Raw genomic sequence first — 20,346 nt, forward strand, 5'->3', positions numbered from 1 at the left:
CCTCTCCTCAGTGAGTCAGACGCCCCGGGACGCGGAAACTCATCGGTCCCGAATATGGGTCCCCCGGATATCGGCCCGCGCATACCGGCCCGCGCATACCGGCCTCGAATGGGGAGAACCGCGTCAGTCCTGGCGGACGACGTTCCTTCCCGGGCCGCCGGAGAGCGTGTCCGTGCCGGGTCCGCCGTACAGCTCGTCGTCGCCGCTGTTCCCCCAGATCCGGTCGGCGCCGCCGTTCCCGTGCAGGATGTCGTTGCCCCTGCCGCCGTAGATCTCGTCGTCGCCGGCCCCGCCGTAGACCGTGTCGTCACCGTCGTCGGCGCGCAGGATCTGGTCGCCCGTACCGCCGTGCAGGACATCGTCGCCCGCGCCGCCGTCCACGATCTCGCCGTCGATGCCGGCGTAGAGGGTGTCGTCGCCGGCACCGCCGCCGGCGTACCCCAGCGCGCCCGCCCTGATGATGTCCTCGCCCGCGCCGCCCCGTACCGAAGTGCCGTCGACGCGGCTGCCGGTGGCGCCGGTCCACCGGTCGTCGCCGTCGCCCAGCTCGACCGTGTTGAAGTAGTAGACCTGGTCGGTGGCGTTGTCGAAGGAGGCGGTGTCGGCGCCGTCGCCGAGGTCCATCTCCAGGGAGCTGAGCGGGGACTGGCTCTCGGGGGCCTCGACCGTGCAGGAGATCTTGGTCTGGTCCGCGCTGTCGGGGTGGCCGCAACCGGACCCGGCGCTGATCGGGACGACGTCGTCGATCACGTAGGTGAACCGCGAGCGGTCGCTGGTGAAGGACTGGCTGACGGACACCTTGTTGGCCTGCCCGGGGGCGGCCGTGTAGGTGAGGCGCCAGCCGTACTCGTTCACCGAGGCGGTGGCCGCCGGCTGCGCGGCCCCGGCCGGGCCCGCCAGGGCGATCGGGACGGCCAGTCCCATGCCGAGAATCGGTGTCAGAACCGAGGCGGCGCGTAATATCCGGCGGCCGTTGAGGCGAGAGGGCATTGCATAACCTCCGTGAAGGCGGTGGTCGATCCTTTCGTCGGTTGTGACCGGTGAGGCGGGAGCCCGGTTGTCCGCGAAACCGGAACCGACAGTCTTTTCACGACGGAGACAACGCCCGTGACCTGCGATTTCCGATCGAGTTCACCTGCCTGTCACGCTGCCGGGCCCGGCGGATGCGGGAGCTCTTCGCCCTCGAACGGTTGAGCGGTGAGCGGTAATGATTCGGTAAAAGTCGCGAACGGGGAAATGGAGTGCTCCCTTCCGGTGTTCTCCCCCGTGCAGGGCACACCGCGTCCTGCGCGAGGCATGCCCGCAGCGAGGAGGAACGCCACGTGAGCCAGTACATCGGCAGGCTCGGGCGGCGCTCCGCGTCCGCGCCCGCGCGCCTGAGGCTGCACCGCAGGCCCCGCCGGGTGGCCATGCTCTCCGTGCACACCTCCCCGCTCCACCAGCCCGGCACCGGCGACGCCGGCGGCATGAACGTCTACATCGTGGAGCTCGCGCAGCGCCTCGCCGCGATCAACATCGAGGTGGAGATCTTCACGCGGGCGACCGCGGCCGCCCTCCCGCCCACCGTCGAACTGGCCCCCGGCGTCCTCGTCCGGCACATCGACGCCGGCCCCTACGAGGGCCTCAACAAGGAGGACCTCCCCGCCCAGCTGTGCGCCTTCACCCACGGCGTCATGCAGGCCTGGGCCCACCACCGCCCCGGCCACTACGACCTGGTCCACTCCCACTACTGGCTCTCCGGCCACGTCGGCTGGCTCGCCGCCCAGCGCTGGGGCGTCCCCCTGGTGCACGCGATGCACACCATGGCCAAGGTCAAGAACGCCAACTTGGCCGACGGCGACAGCCCCGAGCCGGCCGCCCGCGTCATCGGCGAGACCCAGATCGTCGCCGCCGCCGACCGCCTCATCGCCAACACCACCGAAGAGGCCGACGACCTGGCACGGCACTACGCGGCCGACCTGGACAAGCTCGCCGTGGTCCACCCCGGCGTGAACCTGAACCGCTTCTCGCCCGCCGACGGCCGCGCCGCCGCCCGCGCCCGGCTCGGCCTGCCCCAGGACGCCCTGATCCCGCTCTTCGCGGGCCGCATCCAGCCCCTGAAGGCCCCCGACGTGCTGCTGCGGGCCATCGCCGTGCTCCTCGACGAGCGCCCCGAACTCCGCTCGCGCATCCTCGTCCCCATCGTCGGCGGCCCCAGCGGCAGCGGTCTCGCCAAGCCCGAGGGCCTGCAGAAGCTGGCCGCCCGCCTCGGCATCGCGGACGTCGTACGGTTCCGCCCGCCGGTCGGCCAGGCACAGCTCGCGGACTGGTTCCGCGCCGCCTCCCTCCTGGTCATGCCCTCCTACAGCGAGTCCTTCGGCCTGGTCGCCATAGAGGCCCAGGCGGCGGGCACCCCGGTGCTCGCGTCGGCGGTCGGCGGCCTGCCCGTGGCCGTGAACGACGGACACACCGGCTTCCTCGTGCGCGGCCACAACCCCGCCGACTACGCGCGCGTGCTGCGCGACTTCGCCGACGACCCGCAACTCGCGCCCCGCATGGGCGCGCAGGCCGCCCGCCACGCCCAGTCCTTCGGCTGGGACACCGCGGCCGCCGCCACGGCGGAGGTCTACACGGCCGCGATGCAGGCGCACCGCCGTCGCGTACGCTCGCACCATGGGTGAGACCGGTCAGGAACAGCGCGCGGCACAGGTCATCGAGGGAGTGCTGAAGGACGCCGACCTGGAGTGGGAGAGCCCCGAGCCCGGCACGTACGTGGCGCAGCTCCCCGGCACCCGCAAGCTCAAGACCACGGTCTCCCTGATCGTCGGCCGCCACTCCCTCTCCCTGAACGCCTTCGTCATCCGCCACCCCGACGAGAACGAACCGGCCGTCCACCGCTGGCTGCTGGAACGCAACCTCAGGCTCTACGGCGTGAGTTACGCCGTCGACCAGCACGGCGACGTCTACGTCACCGGCCGCGTCTCCCTGTCCGCCGTCACCGCCGACGAACTCGACCGCCTGCTCGGCCAGGTCCTTGAGGCCTCCGACGGCAGCTTCAACACCCTCCTGGAGCTGGGCTTCGCCTCGGCGATCCGCAAGGAGTACGAGTGGCGGGTGTCGCGGGGCGAGTCGACGCGCAACCTGGACGCGTTCGCGCACCTGACGCGACGCCCGACCTAGCTCGTCCTGTAACGCCCGGGCGGCACCCCCACGAGCTTCCGGAAGTGCCGGGTGAGATGGGACTGGTCGTAGAACCCGGTCGCCACCGCCACCTCGCTCGGTGTCTGCCCCTCGAGCAGCAGCCGCCGGGCGCGGCCCACGCGCAGGGACGTCAGGTACTGGTGCGGGGCGATGCCGTAGGCCGCACTGAACGCCCGTACGAGATGGGCCGGATGGGCACCGATGAGCCCGGACGCCTCACGGAGCTCCATCCCCTCCACGACCCGCTCGTCCAGCAGTTCGCGCAGCCGGCGTGCGAGGGCGGGATCGGCGGGACGTGGGGAAACGGGGTCGCCCCGCAGATGCCCGCGCAGCCGCTCCCCGACGAACATCAGCCTGCTCTCGGCCTCCAGCTCCTCACCGGGCCGCACCAGCGTGCCGTGCAACTGCCCGACGCGCCGCCGCAACAGCGGATCGCGCAGGTCGGGCCGGTCGACGGCGGCCCCGATGAGCTCGTCACCGAGATACGTCCCGTCGAGATACAGGACCCGCTTGCGGAAGCCCTCCGGCGTGACGGGAGAGCCGTTGTGCGGCACATGCGGCGGCAGCAGCGACACGGTGTCGTGCGGCGTGCCGTGCTCGTGCCGGTCGAGGTCGTACCGTACGGCGCCGGTGTCGACGAGCAGCAGCGTCCAGGCCTCGTGGACGTGCATCGGATACGCGTACTCGGTGAACCGCGCGTGGAAGACCTCGACGACACCCGCGACGGAGGGCCGCCAGGCGGAGACAGTCCGGGAGGACCGAGAGGTCCGGGAGGACTCGGAGGCCATGCAAAAAACGTACAAGACCCTGGCGGGGGCTGCCCGGCACGCTCGCATCATGAACACCGAACCATCCACGGAGCCGGTCGAGCCGATCCGCTTCGACACGAAGATCGCCGTGCTGCTGCGCGAGGACCTCGAGCAGTGGCAGCGCCTCAACGTCACATCGTTCCTGGTCAGCGGCCTGGGCTCGCAGCTCCCCGAGGTGATCGGCGAACCGTACGAGGACGCGGACGGCGTGCCCTACCTGCCGATGTTCCGCCAGCCGGTCATGGTCTTCGAGGCCACGAAGGAAACCCTGACCACGGCCCACACCAGGGCCCTGTCCCGCTCCCTGCCCCGCGCGCTCTTCACGTCCGACCTGTTCTCGACGGGCAACGACCGCGACAACCGCGCGGCCGTACGGGCGGTGCCCACGGCGGACCTGGACCTGGTGGGCCTCGCGGTCTACGGCCCGAAGAACGCGGTGGACAAGGTGGTGAAGGGGGCACGGATGCACCCGTGACCCTTGGCCGTTGGCCGTTGGCCGTTGGCCCTTGACCCGTGGCCCGTGACCCGTGACCCGTCGCGTCGGCGGAGGCGACCAAAGTCGGGGGCACGTAGACCAACGGCTGATGACAGGGCGGACGGCAGGTCCCGAGACTCGTTCCATGGAGGAAGCCAGGAAGGTCCACAGGAAGGTTCACATGGGGAAGAGGCCCGTTCCGCCGAGGGACAAGCCCACGGAACTCGCGGAATCGGCATGGGCCATCGTGCTCTTCTGCGTCGCCTGCGGTGCCGTCGCCGGCGCCCTGCTCCCTCTCCTCGCCCGCGGGCTGCTGATGCTCCCGTGGGCACCGCTGGAGGGCCCCGCCGAACTGCTGACCTCGATCCCGGAACCCGCCCTCACCCTCGGCACGGTCGCGGTGGGGGCGCTCGGCGGCCTCCTGCTCGGCTTGACCGCCGTGCACGAGTCGCTGTCGGTGAGCATCTCCGCCACACACCTGACCCTCACCATCAGGGAGGCCACGCGGGAGTTCACCCGCGAGGAGATCGCGGTGCTGTTCAGGGACGGCAAGCACCTGGTGGTGCTGGCCCCGGACAGCAGGGAATTGGCCCGGGAACACTGCGGCCTGCCCTGGTCCCGTCTGACCGGCACCCTCGCCGCGCACGGCTACCCCTGGGCCGAGGAGGACCCGTACCGCGCCGAGTTCCGCCGCTGGGTCCCCGGCACGCCCGGCCTCCCCGAGGGCGCGGACGCCCTGCTCAGGGCACGCGCCCAGGCACGAAAGAGCGAGGACGACGCCGAGGATGCCCGGGAGCTGCGCGGTGAACTGCTCCGGCTCGGCGTGGTCGTACGGGACGAGGAGAAGCGGCAGTACTGGCGGCTGGCACGACGGAGCTGACGCGCAGGCCCCCGGGGACCCTCGCAGCGATAAAATCCGCCGCGGGAGGAATGCCCGTGACCCGCATACCCGGCTTACGCGCCCTGCTCGTACTCTTCGTCCTCTTCGTCCTCTTCGTCGCCACGGCGGCGGTTGCCGGCTGCGCGGGCCGAGGCCAGGACGCGGCGCCGGACAGGGAACACTCCCCGGCCGCATCGGCACCCCGCCCGGCCATCCACCTCGGTACGGACGGCGATCGCGCGCTGGTCCCCGGCGGCCCGCCGCTCCCCTTCCGCGTCTCCGTCGCCGACCTCACCGAGGCGCAGGCAGCACGGCGCGTACTGGCGCTCTACATCGGCGCGGTCCCCGACAGGCTCCAGATCCGCGAAGACGGAACGTGGCGCGATGTGCCGCTCCAGTGGACCAACGAGCAAGACGACGACGGGGAGTTCGCTGCCGTGCTGCCGCTCTCGCACCGCGGCAAGGCGCGGAAGCAGATCGAGTTCCGGATCTTCACCGCCGATCAGCGGCGCAGCTACGTGGACGGACAGGTCCCTGCCGTGGCCGACACCATCGCCGCGCAGCTGGCCCCGGCCCGGAAAGACTGGGTTCCGGATACCCACCCGGCGGCGTCCGCGTCACGTGTGCGTCTTCCGGTGGATCCCACTCACCTCGCCATCGAGGTCCCGCAGTTGCTCAGGGCGACCGAGGGCGGTCCACCCGTGGAGTGGCAGGTGCGAGTACGCAACGTGGCGGGCAAGCTCACCCGCTCCGGCCTGCGCATCGCGATCACCCTGAGCCCCGGCGCGGCCGGCCGGTCGGTCAGCCGCCTGCACTGGTCGATCGACCAGGGGGGCCGCTGGACCGACCTGACGGGCCGGGCGCACGTCGAGACGGACGAGTTCGCCCTCGCGCCCGGCGAGTCCCGCACGGTCCGCATCCGCCTCGCTCTGCCGACCGGAGCCACGTCGAAGAACACCGGCGACCTCGCCGCGGCCCTGTCCGCAGCGGTCTCGGCCCCTTGGTGGCCCTCCGACCCGGACGAACCCTCGGGAGTCTCCCTCGACGCGGAGTCCACGAACGTCCTGGCCCAGGGCTAGGTGTGCTGTTCCGGGACGTTGGTCACGGGGTGCAGGCCTCGGCGATCGACAGGCTGTTCTCGTAGAGGTGGTGCCGCGTGATCCGCCCGCCCTCCACGGTGAGCCGCAGCGCGAAGGGCCCCTCGAAGGACTTCCCCGTCGCCCGTACGGTCCCCGACAGATGCCCCGTCAGCACAGCGTCGTTCCCGTCCACGAGAAAGGCGTCGACAGAGGCCCGGGCATCCTCGGCCACGGTGTACTCCATCAACTCCTCTGCCTGCGCAGCACACTCGACGGCGGTGGACCGTGGCCGTATCCACGGCACAGCGGGATTCTCGGCGAGCACCCAGTCGACTTCGTCGGCGAAGAGCTCTGTCAGCCGCCCGGTGTCCCCGGCGAGCCGGGCGGCGAGGAACTCCTCGACGACGGCTCGTGTGGACGCGACGGAAGTCGGGGTCGTGGAACTGGACTTGACGGACATGGCACTCTCCTCACGATGGTGTCTGACGCCTCTGATCCTGCTGCGGGAGGCGACAGCGGTCGATTACCCGAGAGGTCATGAGCCGCACGCCGAGGTCAAGGCGTCGTCACTGCCCGACGCGGCCGTCGATCAGCTCGCGCAGCAGGTCGGCGTGACCGCAGTGCCGCGCGTACTCCGCGATCTGCGCCACCAGGACGTCGCGCAGCTGATGCTGCCCACCGGGTTCGGGCCCGAGGTCGGAGAACCCGGCGTTCAGGGTGGTGAGATCGTCGACGCCGGCCAGGTACCGATCGGTCCGTTCCACCTCGACCCGCCACTGCCGCCAGGCATCGTCCACGACCACCGGGTCGGCGACCGCGCCGTTCCAGTCCCCGTCGCGGTCCTCATCGGTCCGGTACAGCTTCGGCGCGTCCTCACCGGCCATCACCCGCCGAAAATGCCGCTCCCCCTCGGCCATGTGCCGCACCAGCCCGAGCAGGGACATCGTGGACGGTGGGACGGACCGCAGGGCCATCTGCTCGGCGTCCAGGCCGGCGCACTTCATTTCCAGGGTCAGTCGGTAGTAGCGCAGATTTTCGCGGAGCGTCCCAAGCTCATCGACGGCATCGACATCGAGATCGACTTCGGTCTCGCGGGGGTCATCATCCGGATCGATCCACATGTCGGGATAGATGGTCGACCGCGTCCACCGAGCCACGGCTCGTTCTTGGGTGTGCTCATCCGAGACCATGGGGCATGGTGGACCGGGCGGGAACGGTTCCGCCACCGAATATCGGGCACCGACCGGGCACCGACCGGGCATCGACCGGGCATCCAGACTTACGGCCGGAGGGTGCTGTGAAGGTACCGGCGAACGCGGGACGCGGGCCGAGACTGATCCTGCTGTGCGGACTCCCTGGCTCCGGAAAGACCACACTGGCCAAGCGCCTGGCACACGAGACTCCGGCTGTACGCCTGTGCCCGGACGAATGGTTGGCAGACCTCGGCATCGACGCGTTCGACGAACAAGCCCGCGCCCGCCTCGAGCGGCGGCTCTCCCGCCATGCCCAGGACCTGCTGCAACTCGGCCAGAGCGTGATCCTGGAGTTCGGCTTCTGGTCCCGCTCCGAACGCAACGAGAAGCGCCTCGAGGCACGCGCTCTCGGCGTCTCCGTCGAACTGCACTACCTTTCGGCGCCACTCGACGAACTGTGCCGCCGCCTCGATGCCCGCAACGGGGCAGCTGAGCGGGGGACGGTTCCGATCAGCCGCGAGATGCTCGAGCACTACGCAGAGCTCTTCGAGGCCCCGAGCCCCGCTGAACTCGCGTTGTTCGACGACCCGTTTCGGGGAAAGACCGGGTCCGGGTGACGACGGTCGGGCCGTACGTGAGGCTCGGCGGCATGGAGATCAGAACGGGCGTGCCGAGCGATGGGAGCAGATCGCGGCGCTTCACGCGGAGAGTTGGCGTACGGCGTCTGCAGGTACTGCGCGCCAATACACGCGCCATTGCCTTCTACGAGCGACACGGCGCGCTCCGTACTGACGAGCGCGTCTGCCTGTTCGAGCAGGGCTTTGAGCTGCCCACGATCGTGAGCTGCCGCACCGTGTGGTTCGGGCCCGGCACAAGGAGGTCTGCAAGCGTCTCCCCTCGCATGACGGAGGGATTCCATGGTGGAACAGTCCTGCAGTCCGGGCGCTACCGGCCCGGGCTCTGGCCGGCCGTCCCTCGGCGCTGTCCTGGCCCGTCGTCGGGGCTGTTGTCAGTCGACGGAGGCCATGAAGTTCAGCATCCTGCGGTTGATCTCCTCCGCGTGGTCAATCTGTGGGCCGTGGCCCGTGCTGGAGATGATCTCGGCTCGGGCACCGGGGATCAGACGCGGCACACGTTCCGCTTGCCGCTGCGGGTGCACGAGGAGGCTTCGCTTGCCGAGCACCAGATAGAGCGGAGTCCGGATGGTGGACAGCTCCTCCTCGGACAGGGAAAGCGGCGCTGGACGGCGTATGCGGTAGGCGCGGACCGCCGTTCTGATCATCGCGCGCAGTTCCGGCACGACGAGGACCGGCTGTTCGAGCCAGGCGGCCAGTCGCGGGCGGAGCACCTTGGGCGCGAAGGTCGCGAAGAGGCTGGCGAAGATCCAGACGAAGAAGCGCAACCCCACCTTCTCCAGGCCGCCGGGGTCGAGCAAGGTGACCGAGGCGAGGCGACCGGGCCTGCGGTGCGCCTGGTTCAGGACAAGCCAGCCTCCGTAGGAGGAGCCGACGAGGTGGACGCGCTCGAGTCCGAGCCCGGCGAGCGTCTCATCCAGCCACCGCGCCGCGTGTTCGGGCTGGTGGATGGGTTCGCGCTGCATGCTGCGGCCGGGATCGCCCAGGGTATCGATCGCGTAGACCGGGCGGTCTGCGCTGAGAGCGGGGGTGTTCGGGTACCACATGGCGGAGCAGGAGCCCGCCCCGTGCACCAGGACGATGGGGGTGCGGGATCGGACAGCCTCGTTCGCGGAGCCATAGCGGTAGACGTGAGTCGTACCGAAGGACGTCTCCACGTCCTCTTCCGCGAGCGCGGGCGCCCCCAGTGCGTAGACCGCATCGCAGGCCGTGAAGTAGCGATCCCGCCAGGCATCGCTCACATAACGGCCGACATCGGCCTGGGGTCGGGCAGCGGTCTCAGGCATGGCCACCTCCGGCATCTCGGTTTTGTGATACGAACGTACCACGGAGTTGGTACATCTGTATCATCAAATGTGGAAGCCATAGCAGGAACGACGAGGGGAGAACCGGCCGATGCCCAAGCGCGTAGACCACGCAGAACGGCGCACCGAGATCGCTGAGGCCCTCGTCCGGGTCGCTGGCCGACGCGGGCTGCATGCCGTCGGGATGCGCGATGTGGCAGCGGAGGCGGGCGTATCACTGCGGCTGGTGCAGTACTACTTCCAGACCAAGGAAAAGTTGCTGTTCTTCGGGCTTGAGCTTCTGGCGGAGAGGTTCGGGGAGCGGGTCTCCGCCCGTGTACGGGCCGCCGGGGACAGTCCTGGTCCGCGCGCGATGGTCAAGGCGCTGCTGATGGCGGCGCTGCCTACAGACGACGAGAGCCGCACCTTCCACCACCTCTACACGTCATACGCAGTTCTGGCCGTGAACGACCCGGCGCTCGCAGCCCAGCCCTTCATCAAGAACCCCGATGCCGCCGAAGATGCGCTGACCGAACTCCTCCGGCAGGCGCAAGAAGCGGCACTGCTTGAGCCCGGTGTGGACGCACGGTTGGAGGCAGCCGGCCTGCTTGCCATGTCTGCGGGACTCGGCACCGGCATCCTCGTCGGCCAGCGCAGCCCGGAGTCCGCGACCACAGTCCTGGACCACCACCTGAACCGAATCTTCCGTACCGGTGATGTGGTCTTGACATGAGTGACCGGAGCCCAGCAGCCGTGGAGCTGCGGACCGCCCGGCTGTTGCTGAGACGCCCGACCGCAGCCGATGTCGACGCGATCTTCGCCGTCCACCGCGATCCTGAGACCTGTGCCCACAACCCGTCCGATGCACTCGCCCGGTTCGAGGAAGCAGAGGCGCTCTACCAGCGTTGGGACGACCAGTGGCAGCAGTACGGATACGGGTACTGGGTTGTCCGGCACCACGGCTCTGCTCAGCAGCTCGGATTCTGCGGAATCAAGCCCATGGAACTGCACGGGGCCCCGGTCCTGAACCTCTTCTACCGTTTCGCCACCTCAGCCTGGGGCCAGGGCTTCGCCGCTGAAGCCGCAGCCGCGGTTGCCACCTGGGCATCCCATCATCTGCCCGACCTCCCGCTGATCGCCCGCGTTCGACCAGCCAACCTTGCTTCTCAGCGCGTGGCGATACGCGCCGGGCTCAACCGAGCACAGCATCTGGACACCGAGGGATACGACGGCTTCGACTGGATCTACATTGCCCAGCCGGCGAACGGGGCTACAAATCCAAACCTGACTGCCGGTGAAAACGGCTTGTGATCAGTGAACCTGGTCCCGAGCCCTTCTCATGGGTAATGGCGGCTATCGGCGTACCCCTTGTTTGGGCTGTGTCGCAGTTGCCCCCTACAAGAGAGTGTGGTCCTGGCGTTCTTCGGTGGCGTGGCGATGGTGGTCTTCGTGGTCATTGCGTGGCTGAGTTCTGATCAGTCGGAGGACGAGCCCTCTGTCAAGATCGACACTCGGAGCCCACGATTGGCGCCTATCCGCTACAGGGAACACGTGCCTGAGCGGTGCTCATGGGAGATGTGCCGTCAGCGCTGCATTGTCGTTGAGTGCCCTCCCACGGCCCCGCCACAGCCCCAGGCTGAGACGTGACCGGGAATATCAGTTGGATTTGTTCTAGCTGTGCGAACATCAACGAACACGCTGTCTCGCGATAGTGGGGGACTCCATGCTGATCAGAGACGCCCGGCCCGACGAGGCCGATGATCTGACCGAACTGGCGCTTCGGTCTAAGGCTTACTGGGGCTACGACGAAGACTTCATGGCAGCCTGCAGAGACGAGTTGACCGTCCACCCTTCGGAGGTTGAAGCTCGGCGAACCACACTGGCCGAGCAGGACGGCCGCATACTCGGATTCACCACTGTGGACGGAAAGCCGCCAGAAGGCGCCGTGGGCATGATGTTCGTAGATCCATCAGCCATCGGCCAGGGCATCGGCCGTAAGTTGTTTGAGCACACTCTCGCTACCGCACGGAACGACGGATTCACCCGTCTAACGATCGACGCTGATCCGAACGCTGAGCCGTTCTACCGTGCGATGGGAGCTGTGCGGATTGGCGCAACGCCGTCGGGTTCCATCGTGGGGCGGATGCTTCCCCTGCTTGCCGTCACGTTGAGAGGGGCGGCTCACGTACAGCGATCGCCTGCCTAAAGCCGTGGAGCCGACCGCCCCAGCCACGACGTGTTCTGACCTCATGCCCGTGTGCCCGCCCGGAGGAGCGAAGCGACGACGGGTGCTTGAAACCCGTAGAGAAAGTTGTAGCTCAGCCCGAAGAGCACTGGTCGGATCGTCCAGGTGATGACGGTAGTGGTGTGCGTGACGGTGCAGGGCTCGGATCGCAGGAGGGCTCTTCTGTTCTCGGCCCCCTTCTCGTCGAGCCACCCTTGCTTCGTCGCATGCTGCGATGTCCAAGGCAGGGAGTTCGGTCACGGGGTCACTCCGGGCGGGTAGGCCACGAGCACGTAGCGGGTGATTCGTCGTGCAAGGTGGGTTGGTAGGCCGTGCCCAATCGCCTGCCGAACTCGACCTCACCCCCTGGCATTTGTGACACGACGGCCCTCTCTCGCCTTCGGGCGTGCGGGGGCCTTTCGTTGCGTCCGGGGTCGGTGCTATTCCCCCATGGTGCTGCGCAGCCAGTCCAGCGGGTCCATCTCGAGGAGCTGGTCGGCGAGTTCGTTCGCCGTCTTCGTGGTGAGCCGGTTGCGGCTGTTGTCGATCCAGCGCTGGGCGAGTTCGTAGCCCTGGGCCTTGTACTCGATGCCCTGGAGCATGCATTCGAGCTTGTCGGCGTCTCGGGCGCAGATCGCTTCGGGAGACTCTCGGGCCTCGTACTCCCCGATCAGCTCTCGCACGGTGGAGGCGAGGATCTCGGGCATGCCCTTCACCTGGTCGGCGGTGACAGTCTGTGGGTCTGCCTCGCCGGCGTACTTCTTCGCGAGGTGGTTGACGTCGCCGGTGCGGGTTTCCTGCGAGTCGTGCCACACCGCCAGGAAGGCGGCACGCGCGGGGTCCGCCCCTTCCAACTTGGCGATGACGGAGGCGATCAGCGAGGTGCGCCACGAGTGCTCGGCCACGCTCTCCGGGTCGCGTACCCCGGCCATCCACCAGCCGGTGCGCTTGGACTGCTTGAGCGTTCCCGCTTCGTACAAGAACCGCGCGACCTTGGCCAGCTCTTCTGCCACGGTTGAGTCCCCTCTCACGCCTCAGCAAGGCGGATCGCGTACCTGACGCTGTCCAGTTCACGGCGAGCGCGAGCAGACAGTTCACGGCTATCCAACATCACGGGCAACCGGTCGCTCAGGGCCCGGGTCGCAGCGCCCGATCTCAAAAGGTTCGGCCTGATGGCGAGCAGGGACCAGAGGGTGTGGATGTTCAGGTCGACGTACCCGTGGTGGGGCGCGAGCCCATGGGCCAGGTGCGACAGCAGTTTGTCCCCGGGCCAGGGCCCGGGGGTGCGAGAGGCAATGAAGTCGTCGGACAGCTCGAGGTGCTGGTTCTCGCCGATCCAGTAGGCCCAGTAGTTCAGGTTCGCTGCCTCACCGCGGTCATCGTCGATCAGGACCGTGTCGATGAAGTGGCCCATGCGGTCACGGTCGCCCTGCCGCGCGGCGACCGCCGCCACGGAGCGGGCGTTGAGCCAGTCGATGAGCTGGCCTCGGGGCCGTTCGGTGGCTTGCTGGTGGGCGAGCCATTCGGAGGTGTCGGCCTGGTCGTCGTAGCCGGACAGGTACAGCGCTTGGCGTCGCAGCAGGAACTGTTCTTCGCCTCGCGCCCGCTCTGCGGTGTCCCGCATCCGTGCGAAGAATCGACGCCGGTCGGTGGCCGGTAGCTCCGGGGCCGACGGCACCGGGCCGCGGCGGGGCCTTGGAGGCGTGGGCAGATCACGGACCGGCTGAGGTGGAACCCGCGTGAGCGGCCAGGCGAGGACCTCGACCAGGTCGCGTTGCATGACCCAGGCCCCCAGTGCGCTTTCGTCAGAGGGCGTTTCCTCGTCCAGGGCGCTCACCAGGAGAACATCGGCCTCGATCGCCCTCTCAAGGGCCTGCAACAGCGAGGGCGAGGTTCCCATCTGCATCAGCCGGCGACGGTGCACGAGCATCTGCCCCAACGGCACCGCGGTCAGCGGCCTGCGTCCCGACTCCCAGCCCGCGATGGTGTCCGGTGAGACCTTCACCTGCTCGGCGACGTCCTCCTGCGTGTGGCCGAGCTGCTCGCGGATGACGCGGAATGCGTAGCCGGAGATGACCCCGATCCGGGGCCGTGAAGGCGTACCCCTACTGCCGGTCCGGGTTTCTCCCGAGCTTGACGGCATCACACCCACCTCTCCCCTCGCGGTCCCCGTCCGTACCCGTACCGCCAGTCACTTCAACCGCTGATCAGGGCCCTCTACCGTCCAGGTAGCCACTCAACTACTGAGCGTATAGGGAAGGGTGCTGCCGTGGACTCCGATTCGCCCGCGAGTACCCGTCGAGGAGCAGGCCCGTCGGGCGCGCTCGGCGTGCTGCGTCCGGTTGCCGCGGGGCCGGGGACGCTCGTACACCCCACCGCGGACCGGCACTTGGCGACAGCGCGCTGGCTGCTGTCGACGCTGCCTGCGCCGAGCCGTGATCGGGCCCGGCTGGAGTGGCAGGAACACCAGGTGGCGATGCTGCCGCTGGGCACTCTGTTCTCCGTCGTGCGGATCCCCGGGCAGCTGGTGGCCGCCCTGACAGGGTGCACAGAGACGGCCGAGCTGGACGCGTTCATGGGCCAGGCAATCGGCGGTGGCCCGGTCATCTGCGATCCACGCCACTTCCGGTACTACGCACTCGTGCCTGCCGTCATGCCGAAGAGGTGGCAGCGGGTGGCCGATGTCTGGCGAGTGATGGGCGTGGAGCTGCTTGGTCTCGGCAGCTATCTCGGGGTGCCGCAGGTGGACGCCGTGGAAGGCGACCGGGCACGTGCCTCGTACTGGTCGGTGCCGATGGACTCGGCCGCGACGCTGTGTTCCCCGCCCTCCGTCGCCCGACTGATCGCCGCCGGACGGCGCAGCACGGATCCGGGGGTGGAAGAGTGAGCGATACCGCATGCGAGGCTCTCGCCGATTCCCTCCAAGTGACGCCCAAGCAGGCCGCGTTCGTACGCTTCGCCGACCACTGCGTCACCTGCCGGACGTGCTGTGCCATGGACGCCGAGGGCGCGAACCTGAACCTCCCCTGTGCGGAGCAGGACCGGCTGCACGAGGAGTACCGGCAGGCGTCCCGGGCCGCCGCTCGAGGAGGAAGCCGGTGAACAGGTTCAAGAGTGCGGTGGAGCGGAGGCTGCCGCTTCCCGAGCCGGAGCCCGTGAGCGGCTGTACGGAGTGCCAGCGGTTTGGTAGTCAGCGGGAGGCCGCCAGGTCAGAGGGCGACATGTCGCGCGTCTCCGACTGCAACGTCCAGATCCGCCGCCACCCTCACGGACCGCGCGGGGCGGGCCACAGCCGTTAGCCCCCCGGTGCCTCGTGCGCCGCCGAACGCGTCGGTTACCACCGCCAAAAAGCCCCCGGCCCCGCGAAGAAACAGCAGGTCGGGGGCTTACTGGCGTCGAGTTACTTCTTCTTCCCCTGGGTGTTGCCGGGGATCTTGGTGAGCTGGGTTTTTGCTGGTCAGAGGCGGTGGGGCCATGGGCCTGGTGGTCGTCGTTGGTCGTCATTGGCCACTGTTGATCGCCTCGGACGGCCCACAGACGGCCCAGCTTTGCCGCACTCGACTTACGGCTGGCACCCTCGATGCCGCCCGTCTGAGCCTCAACTGACGACAGTCGGCCACGACGGCGGGCGCGCCGACCGACCACGCACGCGTATGCCTCGTTGCACCCCCACCGGCCTCAGCCACGATGACATGCCGTCGACCAGAGCAAGCCACGACGGCCGGCCCGTGACAACTGTGCTTGAGTCCTCCAGCTTGTGAAGCTCGCGTTTTGTGGCGGCAGATGCTGCGCTGACCTCCGGCGGGTAGGCGTAGGGGTCATGCTCGTGGCGCGTCCCCATTGTTCCGTGTGTTTCCCCGCAGGATCTGGCACGCGAATGGCACGATGCGTGTGCTCCGGAAAACCGTCGGCTGAGGCTCAGTCTTGGGAGGCTGAGCCTCGAAGACGACAGTCAGCTACGACGGCGGATCCGCTGACCAACTACGCGCGGCGGCGGTCGAAGAGACCTGCACCACAGATCGCGATCAACACTATGTCGCCGTACCGTGGGTGATGAAGCGCATCCGGCTTGGGCGGGCGATTATGGGCACGAGATTCCGCGACTGGTGGGGCGTGAAGCAATTTTTGGGAATCACGCGAGGGATTCAACGGTCTGCGCTGGTAAGAAGACTTGGCTCTCCGACACCGCCGATGGTCAGGGTATATTTCTGGACGATGGGGGTGACGGTGCTTTCCGCTACGGCGGCCTGCTGGCCTTTGATTACCGGTGCCGGAGGGAAACAGGCGGCAGAGGTACTTGGTGGCACGGAGTTTCTGCTGGCCGGAATTGTCATCATGATTGGCGGGGTTACCGACCTGCTATGTGGAATCAATGAGCGGCATCCTCGTCCGCTGGCTCGTGCAATGACTGTGATGGTGAGCATCGTGTGGGGCTTCGCCAGCCTGGGCTACAGCGCGAGAGTGGGTAACCACGTCGGACCGCCGACATCCGGCCAAGTCGCGGTGACCATATTGATATTTATATGCACCGCCGGGTGGGGCACTTATGCAGTTTGGCTGGCTGCGGACGGCGGTCGACTCCCATGACGTTTATTATTGTTTTGATTTCCTTCGGGGCTTTCCTCTCGGCATTGACGATTTATGTGGGATGGCGTGAGGGGAGGAACGACACGGGGCCGGAAGTGGAGCCCGAAGGGTCGGAATTTTCGGAAGATCTGCAAGCTGCAGTTGCGGAAATTCGCGCAGTTATCGAGGAAAGGCTAGCCAGCAAGCAAACTAGCGAATATCGGCGGGGTGAGGAAGAAGAGCTAGCAGATTACGAGGAGGAGCCTGACGAATACGAGGAAGGAGAGGAGGAGCTTGACGAATACGAGGAGGAGGACGAGGCAGAGGAAGGAGGGTTCGGAGAGCACGAAGGGGCGGGCCGTGCAAGAAGGGCAAGCGCGGCGATGAGGGGCCGCCGAGAGCATCCGGCGCGACGCGCTTCCCGGGCCGAGTGGGAACAGGAAGAGGAAGCAGATCCCGCTGGCAGGCCAAAGCCCCGGGGCACGGACAAGTGAGAAGCTAGTCGCTCTCTGGCGTGGGGCGGCTCATTCCTGTGTGCGCGGCCGGGGGCGGGGCCGCGCGCGGGGAGCGGAGCGAGCCGCCTTGAAGCCAGTGGAGAAGGTTGTAACTCAGTGCGTGGCGGGGTCCGTTCAGTCGTGTTCTCGTAGTGCGGCGACCAGTTGGTGTCCTTCTCTGGCTCTGTGTCGTAAGAGAACGGCGGCAGTGGTGTGGAGTTCGTTCCATGCGTGAGGGCGGCCGACAGCTGAGGCGTCGGGAACGGCCGTCGTGGCAACCGCGAGTGCCTGTGCTGCTTCACCGGCGCCGGCGAAAGCGTGGGCGAGGCAGGCCTGGTACCAGGTCCTGTCGCGTCGGTAGTCGTCCGGCAGGGCGTTCAGGCCGGTGGTGAGGTGGGCGATGGCTGTCTGCCAGTTCCGTAGGTGCAGTGCGGCCATGCCTCGTTGGAGGGTGAACCAGGTTTCGCCGTAGAAGTACATCCACGGGGGCTCGTCCTCGGGGTGTTCGGCGGCCTGGCTGATGAGGGTCTGTGCGTCGTCCAGGTGGCGTTCGGCGTCGTCGGCGTCGCCGTTGAGGGCGTGGCCGCGGGCGGTCATCTGGGCGGCCATGCCCTGGACGCCGAGGGATGTGCCGGGGGCGGACCAGCGGGCGGCTTCGGCCAGTCGTACGCAGCGGGTGCCGCGTCCGCCGGACCAGGCCATGTGGGCCTTCATGCTGAGGGTGGTCGCGGCCATGTTGGCGTCGCCGGCTTCCAGGGCCCATTCGTGGCTGCGGTCGTACCAGGCCAGTGCGGCGGCCGTCTGGCCTTGGTCCTGGGCCATCCAGGCGAGGAATTGGGCGTGTTCGGAGGCGAGGCGGACGACGCGGTCGGCGAGTGGGCCGCGGGCGGCGGCATAGAGGTCGACGACGGTGTGGAGTTGTCGGCGCATCACTTCGACGAGGGGGCGGGAGCCGATCACGTCCTCTGCGCGGCGGTGTTCGGCGAGCAGGCGGTCCAGCCAGTCCAGGGTGGGGGCGTCCACGCGGTGCGTCGTGTCGACGACGCTCGTGACGCGGGCCAGGAGGTCTTCGTCGGGGCCTGGGCCGGCTAGGGAGAGCGCGGGGACCGGTGCCGTCTTCGGGTGCTCCGATGGAGTGTGCAGGAGCGGTGGGATATCGAGCCCGGCCGTGATGCGCTGCCGTACTTCGAGCGAGGTCACTCGGCGCCGTCCGCGTTCGATGTCGGAGACGTCGGGTTGGACCAGGCCGACGAGTTCGCCGAGCTTGGTCTGGCTCAGGCCGGTGAGCTTGCGGTAGGTGCGGAAGACCTGGCCCCAGTCTCCGTCGGTGACCGCTGAGGCGAGTGCGGGATGAGACCAGAGGTCCGTGCGGAATTCCCCCATAGCTCCAATATAGGGCGCTCCTATGGGGCTTGGGATGGGATCAATCGGCGTCTGGCGCAAGGGTCTTCCTGCAAGGACCCCGGCGACCGTGCGACCGGTCCCGGGGCGTGGCCAACGCTGGTGAGGAGCGCCGACATGACAGAGATTAGATTCCCGGGGGTGTCCTGCCCATCCCCCGCGGGTTCGCCGGGCTGCGGGACGGTCGAGCGGTGGCTGGCATCGGCCCATCCGTCACCGGACACCGCGCGTAGAGAGTGGAACGGTGCCGCGAAGCTCGCCGTGATTCCGTTGGGAAGAGTCTTCGAGGCGGTTCGTCTGCCTGAGCGGGTCGTGCACCGGGCGGTCGCGAGCGCCGATCGGGACACGGTGAGCGATCGGCTGGCCCGGTGCCTCAGCGGTGCCCCGGTCATTCGCGATCCGGGCTTCCGCCGTTACTACGCCCTCGTACCGCCCGGCACCGCACAGACGTGGTGCGCGCCGGCCGCGGAGTGCCTGGGTGAGGGCACGTACCTCGGAGTGCCACGAGCCGACCGCACCGCATTCGATGAGCAGACGCGGGCGTCCTACTGGGCCGTGCCCCTCCTCCGGCCCGGGCGGCTGGGCATGGCGGTCGACGTGCTGGCTCTCGCGATGGCGGGTCGCTGCATCGGTGACGAGGACGAGCCATGACCGTGCCGCCCGTGAGCAAGGCCGCGCCGCCGCTGGACCTCGAGACCATGCGCGCCAGCGCGGACCGGCTCCTCGCGAACAACGCTGAGGTGCCGTCTCCAGAAAAGCTGGAGACGCTCACGCTCCAGTTGCACGGACACCTCATGCTGGCCGTTCCAGAGGTTGAGTCGGCTGTGCTGGCTCTGTCCGAGGAGAGTGTGGCGAGGGTCTGTGCGCTGTTCTGCGTCGGGGAGGCGCGGTTGCAGCTGAGTGCCCAGCCCGGTCGCAGCCTGTCCGCCCGGGTCGCGCACGCGCAACGCCTCGCCCGTTCCGTCCGCAGGCTTTGCGGCCACTACGAGAACGAGGACCACCAGTGCCCGAACGCCCCCGAGCGAGCCGCCTACCTGCGCATGCTGCTGCATTGCTCCGGGTGCCGGGACTGTCGGATCGTGGATGACAACGGCGAGGCCGTCGGCAGCTGCGTGACCGGGGACCGGCTCTACGAGGAGTATCGGCAGGCCCGGCGCAGCCGTGTCCTCGGAAGCGGCCTCTGACGGCCCAGAGACGACCCACCCCCACCAAAAGGCCCCCGCCCCGTGAACAAATCGCGGGACGGGGGCCTAAGGGGCGTCGAGTTACTTCTTCTTCCCCTGGTTCTTGACCGCCTCAATAGCCGCCGCAGCCGCCTCCGGGTCCAGGTACGTCCCCCCGGGCTTCACCGGCGTGAAGTCCGCGTCGAGTTCGTAGGACAGCGGGATGCCCGTCGGGATGTTGAGGCCCGCGATGTTCTCGTCGGAGATGCCGTCCAGGTGCTTGACCAGGGCGCGCAGCGAGTTTCCGTGGGCCGCGACCAGGACCGTCTTGCCCGTCAGCAGGTCCGGGACGATCGCGTCGAACCAGTACGGGAGCATGCGGTTGACGACGTCCTTGAGGCACTCCGTCTGCGGGCGCAGCTCCGGCGGGAGGGTCGCGTAGCGCGGGTCGGAGAACTGGGAGTACTCGGCGTCGACGTCCAGCGCCGGGGGCGGGGTGTCGTAGGACCGGCGCCACAGCATGAACTGCTCCTCGCCGAACTCGGCGAGCGTCTGCGCCTTGTCCTTGCCCTGCAGGGCGCCGTAGTGGCGCTCGTTCAGGCGCCAGCTGCGGTGGACCGGGATCCAGAGGCGGTCGGCGGACTCCAGGGAGAGCTGCGCCGTGCGGATGGCGCGCTTCTGGAGGGACGTGTGCACGACGTCGGGGAGCAGGCCGGCGTCCTTGAGCAGCTCGCCGCCGCGCGTCGCCTCCTTCTCGCCCTTCGCGGTGAGGTTGACGTCCACCCAGCCGGTGAACAGGTTCTTCTCGTTCCACTCGCTCTCGCCGTGGCGGAGGAGGATCAGCTTGTACGGTGCGTCGGCCATGCCCCAGAGCGTAATCCACGCATTCGCCCGTTCGCGTGACTGCCCGGCAGGCGGACGCTTGACCGGATCTGCTAATTGAGTGGCCACCGTCAAGCAGCCG

The 20,346-nt window shown here is 68.4% G+C and carries 24 protein-coding genes; 15 read left to right on the plus strand and 9 right to left on the minus strand.

The features are described 5' to 3' along the window. Positions 1 to 123: 123 nt before the first annotated feature. The gene (locus tag OG542_RS22020; protein ID WP_328413201.1) at positions 124 to 924 is read right to left on the minus strand and encodes a calcium-binding protein; all 801 of its coding nucleotides are present in this window, start codon (positions 922 to 924) and stop codon (positions 124 to 126) included. Between the two features lie 398 nt (positions 925 to 1,322). Between OG542_RS22020 and mshA the strand changes: the two genes are divergently transcribed. Beyond that, positions 1,323 to 2,660, plus strand: a complete 1,338-nt coding sequence (gene mshA / locus OG542_RS22025) for a D-inositol-3-phosphate glycosyltransferase (protein ID WP_261679625.1) — start codon at positions 1,323 to 1,325, stop codon at positions 2,658 to 2,660. Continuing rightward, positions 2,653 to 3,159, plus strand: coding sequence for a type III secretion system chaperone family protein (locus OG542_RS22030; protein ID WP_328413203.1), 507 nt, complete (start codon positions 2,653 to 2,655; stop codon positions 3,157 to 3,159). Before mshA ends, OG542_RS22030 begins: the two co-directional genes overlap by 8 nt. Here OG542_RS22030 and OG542_RS22035 read toward each other — a convergent pair. Beyond that, positions 3,156 to 3,968: a helix-turn-helix transcriptional regulator gene (locus tag OG542_RS22035; protein WP_311126409.1), complete on the minus strand. Its 813-nt coding sequence runs from the start codon at positions 3,966 to 3,968 to the stop codon at positions 3,156 to 3,158. The genes OG542_RS22030 and OG542_RS22035 overlap by 4 nt on opposite strands. A 49-nt stretch (positions 3,969 to 4,017) precedes the next feature. On the opposite strand from OG542_RS22035, the gene OG542_RS22040 reads away from it, so the two are divergent. The 3 genes from OG542_RS22040 to OG542_RS22050 all read left to right on the plus strand — a co-directional run bounded on the left by OG542_RS22040 (position 4,018) and on the right by OG542_RS22050 (position 6,423). Then, the gene (locus OG542_RS22040; protein WP_261679628.1) at positions 4,018 to 4,464 is read left to right on the plus strand and encodes a DUF2000 domain-containing protein; all 447 of its coding nucleotides are present in this window, start codon (positions 4,018 to 4,020) and stop codon (positions 4,462 to 4,464) included. A gap of 181 nt (positions 4,465 to 4,645) precedes the next feature. Continuing rightward, entirely contained in the window at positions 4,646 to 5,344 is a 699-nt protein-coding gene (locus tag OG542_RS22045) for a YqeB family protein (protein WP_328413206.1), read from the plus strand. 56 nt (positions 5,345 to 5,400) lie between these two features. Then, positions 5,401 to 6,423 (plus strand): hypothetical protein, encoded by a 1,023-nt coding sequence (locus tag OG542_RS22050; RefSeq protein WP_328413208.1) that lies wholly within the window; start codon positions 5,401 to 5,403, stop codon positions 6,421 to 6,423. A gap of 22 nt (positions 6,424 to 6,445) precedes the next feature. Here OG542_RS22050 and OG542_RS22055 read toward each other — a convergent pair whose 3' ends face one another. Together OG542_RS22055 and OG542_RS22060 are read right to left on the minus strand one after the other, a co-directional pair. Further along, a complete protein-coding gene (locus OG542_RS22055) occupies positions 6,446 to 6,883 on the minus strand; it encodes a nuclear transport factor 2 family protein (protein ID WP_328413210.1) in 438 nt (145 codons plus the stop codon). A 106-nt stretch (positions 6,884 to 6,989) separates the two neighbouring features. After that, complete coding sequence (locus OG542_RS22060) at positions 6,990 to 7,613, minus strand: DinB family protein (protein WP_408057778.1); 624 nt, start codon at positions 7,611 to 7,613, stop codon at positions 6,990 to 6,992. 5 nt (positions 7,614 to 7,618) lie between these two features. Here OG542_RS22060 and OG542_RS22065 point away from each other — a divergent pair, with 5 nt between their 5' ends. After that, on the plus strand, positions 7,619 to 8,233 hold the full coding sequence (locus OG542_RS22065; protein ID WP_328413213.1) for an AAA family ATPase: 615 nt from the start codon (positions 7,619 to 7,621) through the stop codon (positions 8,231 to 8,233). A 392-nt stretch (positions 8,234 to 8,625) separates the two neighbouring features. Here OG542_RS22065 and OG542_RS22070 read toward each other — a convergent pair whose 3' ends face one another. Beyond that, positions 8,626 to 9,537 carry an alpha/beta fold hydrolase gene (locus tag OG542_RS22070; RefSeq protein WP_328418043.1) on the minus strand — a complete coding sequence of 304 codons (912 nt, stop codon included), beginning with the start codon at positions 9,535 to 9,537 and terminating at the stop codon, positions 8,626 to 8,628. Between the two features lie 109 nt (positions 9,538 to 9,646). On the opposite strand from OG542_RS22070, the gene OG542_RS22075 reads away from it, so the two are divergent. From OG542_RS22075 to OG542_RS22085, 3 genes are all read left to right on the plus strand, one after another. After that, complete coding sequence (locus OG542_RS22075) at positions 9,647 to 10,267, plus strand: TetR/AcrR family transcriptional regulator (RefSeq protein WP_311126398.1); 621 nt, start codon at positions 9,647 to 9,649, stop codon at positions 10,265 to 10,267. Positions 10,268 to 10,287: 20 nt separating this feature from the next. After that, on the plus strand, positions 10,288 to 10,845 hold the full coding sequence (locus OG542_RS22080; RefSeq protein ID WP_328413217.1) for a GNAT family N-acetyltransferase: 558 nt from the start codon (positions 10,288 to 10,290) through the stop codon (positions 10,843 to 10,845). Between the two features lie 412 nt (positions 10,846 to 11,257). After that, entirely contained in the window at positions 11,258 to 11,740 is a 483-nt protein-coding gene (locus tag OG542_RS22085) for a GNAT family N-acetyltransferase (protein WP_328413219.1), read from the plus strand. 458 nt (positions 11,741 to 12,198) lie between these two features. Here the strand turns inward: OG542_RS22085 and OG542_RS22090 are convergent, their stop codons facing one another. Then, a complete protein-coding gene (locus OG542_RS22090; RefSeq protein ID WP_328413221.1) occupies positions 12,199 to 12,771 on the minus strand; it encodes an HD domain-containing protein in 573 nt (190 codons plus the stop codon). Between the two features lie 14 nt (positions 12,772 to 12,785). Beyond that, positions 12,786 to 13,901, minus strand: coding sequence for a helix-turn-helix domain-containing protein (locus OG542_RS22095; RefSeq protein ID WP_328413223.1), 1,116 nt, complete (start codon positions 13,899 to 13,901; stop codon positions 12,786 to 12,788). Between the two features lie 246 nt (positions 13,902 to 14,147). Between OG542_RS22095 and OG542_RS22100 the strand changes: the two genes are divergently transcribed. The 4 genes from OG542_RS22100 to OG542_RS22115 all read left to right on the plus strand — a co-directional run bounded on the left by OG542_RS22100 (position 14,148) and on the right by OG542_RS22115 (position 16,818). Next, a complete protein-coding gene (locus OG542_RS22100) occupies positions 14,148 to 14,645 on the plus strand; it encodes a hypothetical protein (protein ID WP_328413224.1) in 498 nt (165 codons plus the stop codon). Further along, complete coding sequence (locus OG542_RS22105; protein WP_328413226.1) at positions 14,642 to 14,860, plus strand: hypothetical protein; 219 nt, start codon at positions 14,642 to 14,644, stop codon at positions 14,858 to 14,860. Before OG542_RS22100 ends, OG542_RS22105 begins: the two co-directional genes overlap by 4 nt. 951 nt (positions 14,861 to 15,811) lie before the next feature. Beyond that, the gene (locus OG542_RS22110) at positions 15,812 to 16,345 is read left to right on the plus strand and encodes a hypothetical protein (RefSeq protein ID WP_328413228.1); all 534 of its coding nucleotides are present in this window, start codon (positions 15,812 to 15,814) and stop codon (positions 16,343 to 16,345) included. Further along, positions 16,342 to 16,818: a hypothetical protein gene (locus OG542_RS22115; RefSeq protein WP_328413230.1), complete on the plus strand. Its 477-nt coding sequence runs from the start codon at positions 16,342 to 16,344 to the stop codon at positions 16,816 to 16,818. The genes OG542_RS22110 and OG542_RS22115 overlap by 4 nt, the downstream gene beginning before the upstream one ends. 135 nt (positions 16,819 to 16,953) lie before the next feature. On the opposite strand, the gene OG542_RS22120 is transcribed toward OG542_RS22115, so the two are convergent. Beyond that, a complete protein-coding gene (locus OG542_RS22120) occupies positions 16,954 to 18,201 on the minus strand; it encodes a helix-turn-helix domain-containing protein (protein ID WP_328413232.1) in 1,248 nt (415 codons plus the stop codon). A gap of 135 nt (positions 18,202 to 18,336) precedes the next feature. On the opposite strand from OG542_RS22120, the gene OG542_RS22125 reads away from it, so the two are divergent. After that, positions 18,337 to 18,870 (plus strand): hypothetical protein, encoded by a 534-nt coding sequence (locus OG542_RS22125; protein ID WP_328413234.1) that lies wholly within the window; start codon positions 18,337 to 18,339, stop codon positions 18,868 to 18,870. Continuing rightward, complete coding sequence (locus tag OG542_RS22130) at positions 18,867 to 19,403, plus strand: DUF6415 family natural product biosynthesis protein (RefSeq protein ID WP_328413236.1); 537 nt, start codon at positions 18,867 to 18,869, stop codon at positions 19,401 to 19,403. The genes OG542_RS22125 and OG542_RS22130 overlap by 4 nt, the downstream gene beginning before the upstream one ends. 81 nt (positions 19,404 to 19,484) lie before the next feature. Here OG542_RS22130 and OG542_RS22135 read toward each other — a convergent pair whose 3' ends face one another. Next, the gene (locus tag OG542_RS22135; RefSeq protein ID WP_328340375.1) at positions 19,485 to 20,246 is read right to left on the minus strand and encodes a phosphoglyceromutase; all 762 of its coding nucleotides are present in this window, start codon (positions 20,244 to 20,246) and stop codon (positions 19,485 to 19,487) included. Positions 20,247 to 20,346: the final 100 nt, after the last annotated feature.

The organism is Streptomyces violaceus (assembly GCF_036014075.1).
GTDB lineage: Bacteria > Actinomycetota > Actinomycetes > Streptomycetales > Streptomycetaceae > Streptomyces > Streptomyces violaceus.

Excerpts from the sequence above, each read along its gene's own strand:
- OG542_RS22020 (WP_328413201.1), bottom strand. The coding sequence starts at position 924 with ATGGGACTGGCCGTCCCGATCGCCCTGGCGGGCCCGGCCGGGGCCGCG.
- OG542_RS22030 (WP_328413203.1), top strand. The coding sequence starts at position 2,653 with ATGGGTGAGACCGGTCAGGAACAGCGCGCGGCACAGGTCATCGAGGGA.
- OG542_RS22035 (WP_311126409.1), bottom strand. The coding sequence starts at position 3,968 with ATGGCCTCCGAGTCCTCCCGGACCTCTCGGTCCTCCCGGACTGTCTCC.
- OG542_RS22040 (WP_261679628.1), top strand. The coding sequence starts at position 4,018 with ATGAACACCGAACCATCCACGGAGCCGGTCGAGCCGATCCGCTTCGAC.
- OG542_RS22045 (WP_328413206.1), top strand. The coding sequence starts at position 4,646 with ATGGGGAAGAGGCCCGTTCCGCCGAGGGACAAGCCCACGGAACTCGCG.
- OG542_RS22055 (WP_328413210.1), bottom strand. The coding sequence starts at position 6,883 with ATGTCCGTCAAGTCCAGTTCCACGACCCCGACTTCCGTCGCGTCCACA.
- OG542_RS22060 (WP_408057778.1), bottom strand. The coding sequence starts at position 7,613 with ATGGTCTCGGATGAGCACACCCAAGAACGAGCCGTGGCTCGGTGGACG.
- OG542_RS22065 (WP_328413213.1), top strand. The coding sequence starts at position 7,619 with ATGGTGGACCGGGCGGGAACGGTTCCGCCACCGAATATCGGGCACCGA.
- OG542_RS22070 (WP_328418043.1), bottom strand. The coding sequence starts at position 9,537 with ATGCCTGAGACCGCTGCCCGACCCCAGGCCGATGTCGGCCGTTATGTG.
- OG542_RS22075 (WP_311126398.1), top strand. The coding sequence starts at position 9,647 with ATGCCCAAGCGCGTAGACCACGCAGAACGGCGCACCGAGATCGCTGAG.
- OG542_RS22085 (WP_328413219.1), top strand. The coding sequence starts at position 11,258 with ATGCTGATCAGAGACGCCCGGCCCGACGAGGCCGATGATCTGACCGAA.
- OG542_RS22095 (WP_328413223.1), bottom strand. The coding sequence starts at position 13,901 with ATGCCGTCAAGCTCGGGAGAAACCCGGACCGGCAGTAGGGGTACGCCT.
- OG542_RS22110 (WP_328413228.1), top strand. The coding sequence starts at position 15,812 with ATGAAGCGCATCCGGCTTGGGCGGGCGATTATGGGCACGAGATTCCGC.
- OG542_RS22115 (WP_328413230.1), top strand. The coding sequence starts at position 16,342 with ATGACGTTTATTATTGTTTTGATTTCCTTCGGGGCTTTCCTCTCGGCA.
- OG542_RS22120 (WP_328413232.1), bottom strand. The coding sequence starts at position 18,201 with ATGGGGGAATTCCGCACGGACCTCTGGTCTCATCCCGCACTCGCCTCA.
- OG542_RS22125 (WP_328413234.1), top strand. The coding sequence starts at position 18,337 with ATGACAGAGATTAGATTCCCGGGGGTGTCCTGCCCATCCCCCGCGGGT.
- OG542_RS22130 (WP_328413236.1), top strand. The coding sequence starts at position 18,867 with ATGACCGTGCCGCCCGTGAGCAAGGCCGCGCCGCCGCTGGACCTCGAG.
- OG542_RS22135 (WP_328340375.1), bottom strand. The coding sequence starts at position 20,246 with ATGGCCGACGCACCGTACAAGCTGATCCTCCTCCGCCACGGCGAGAGC.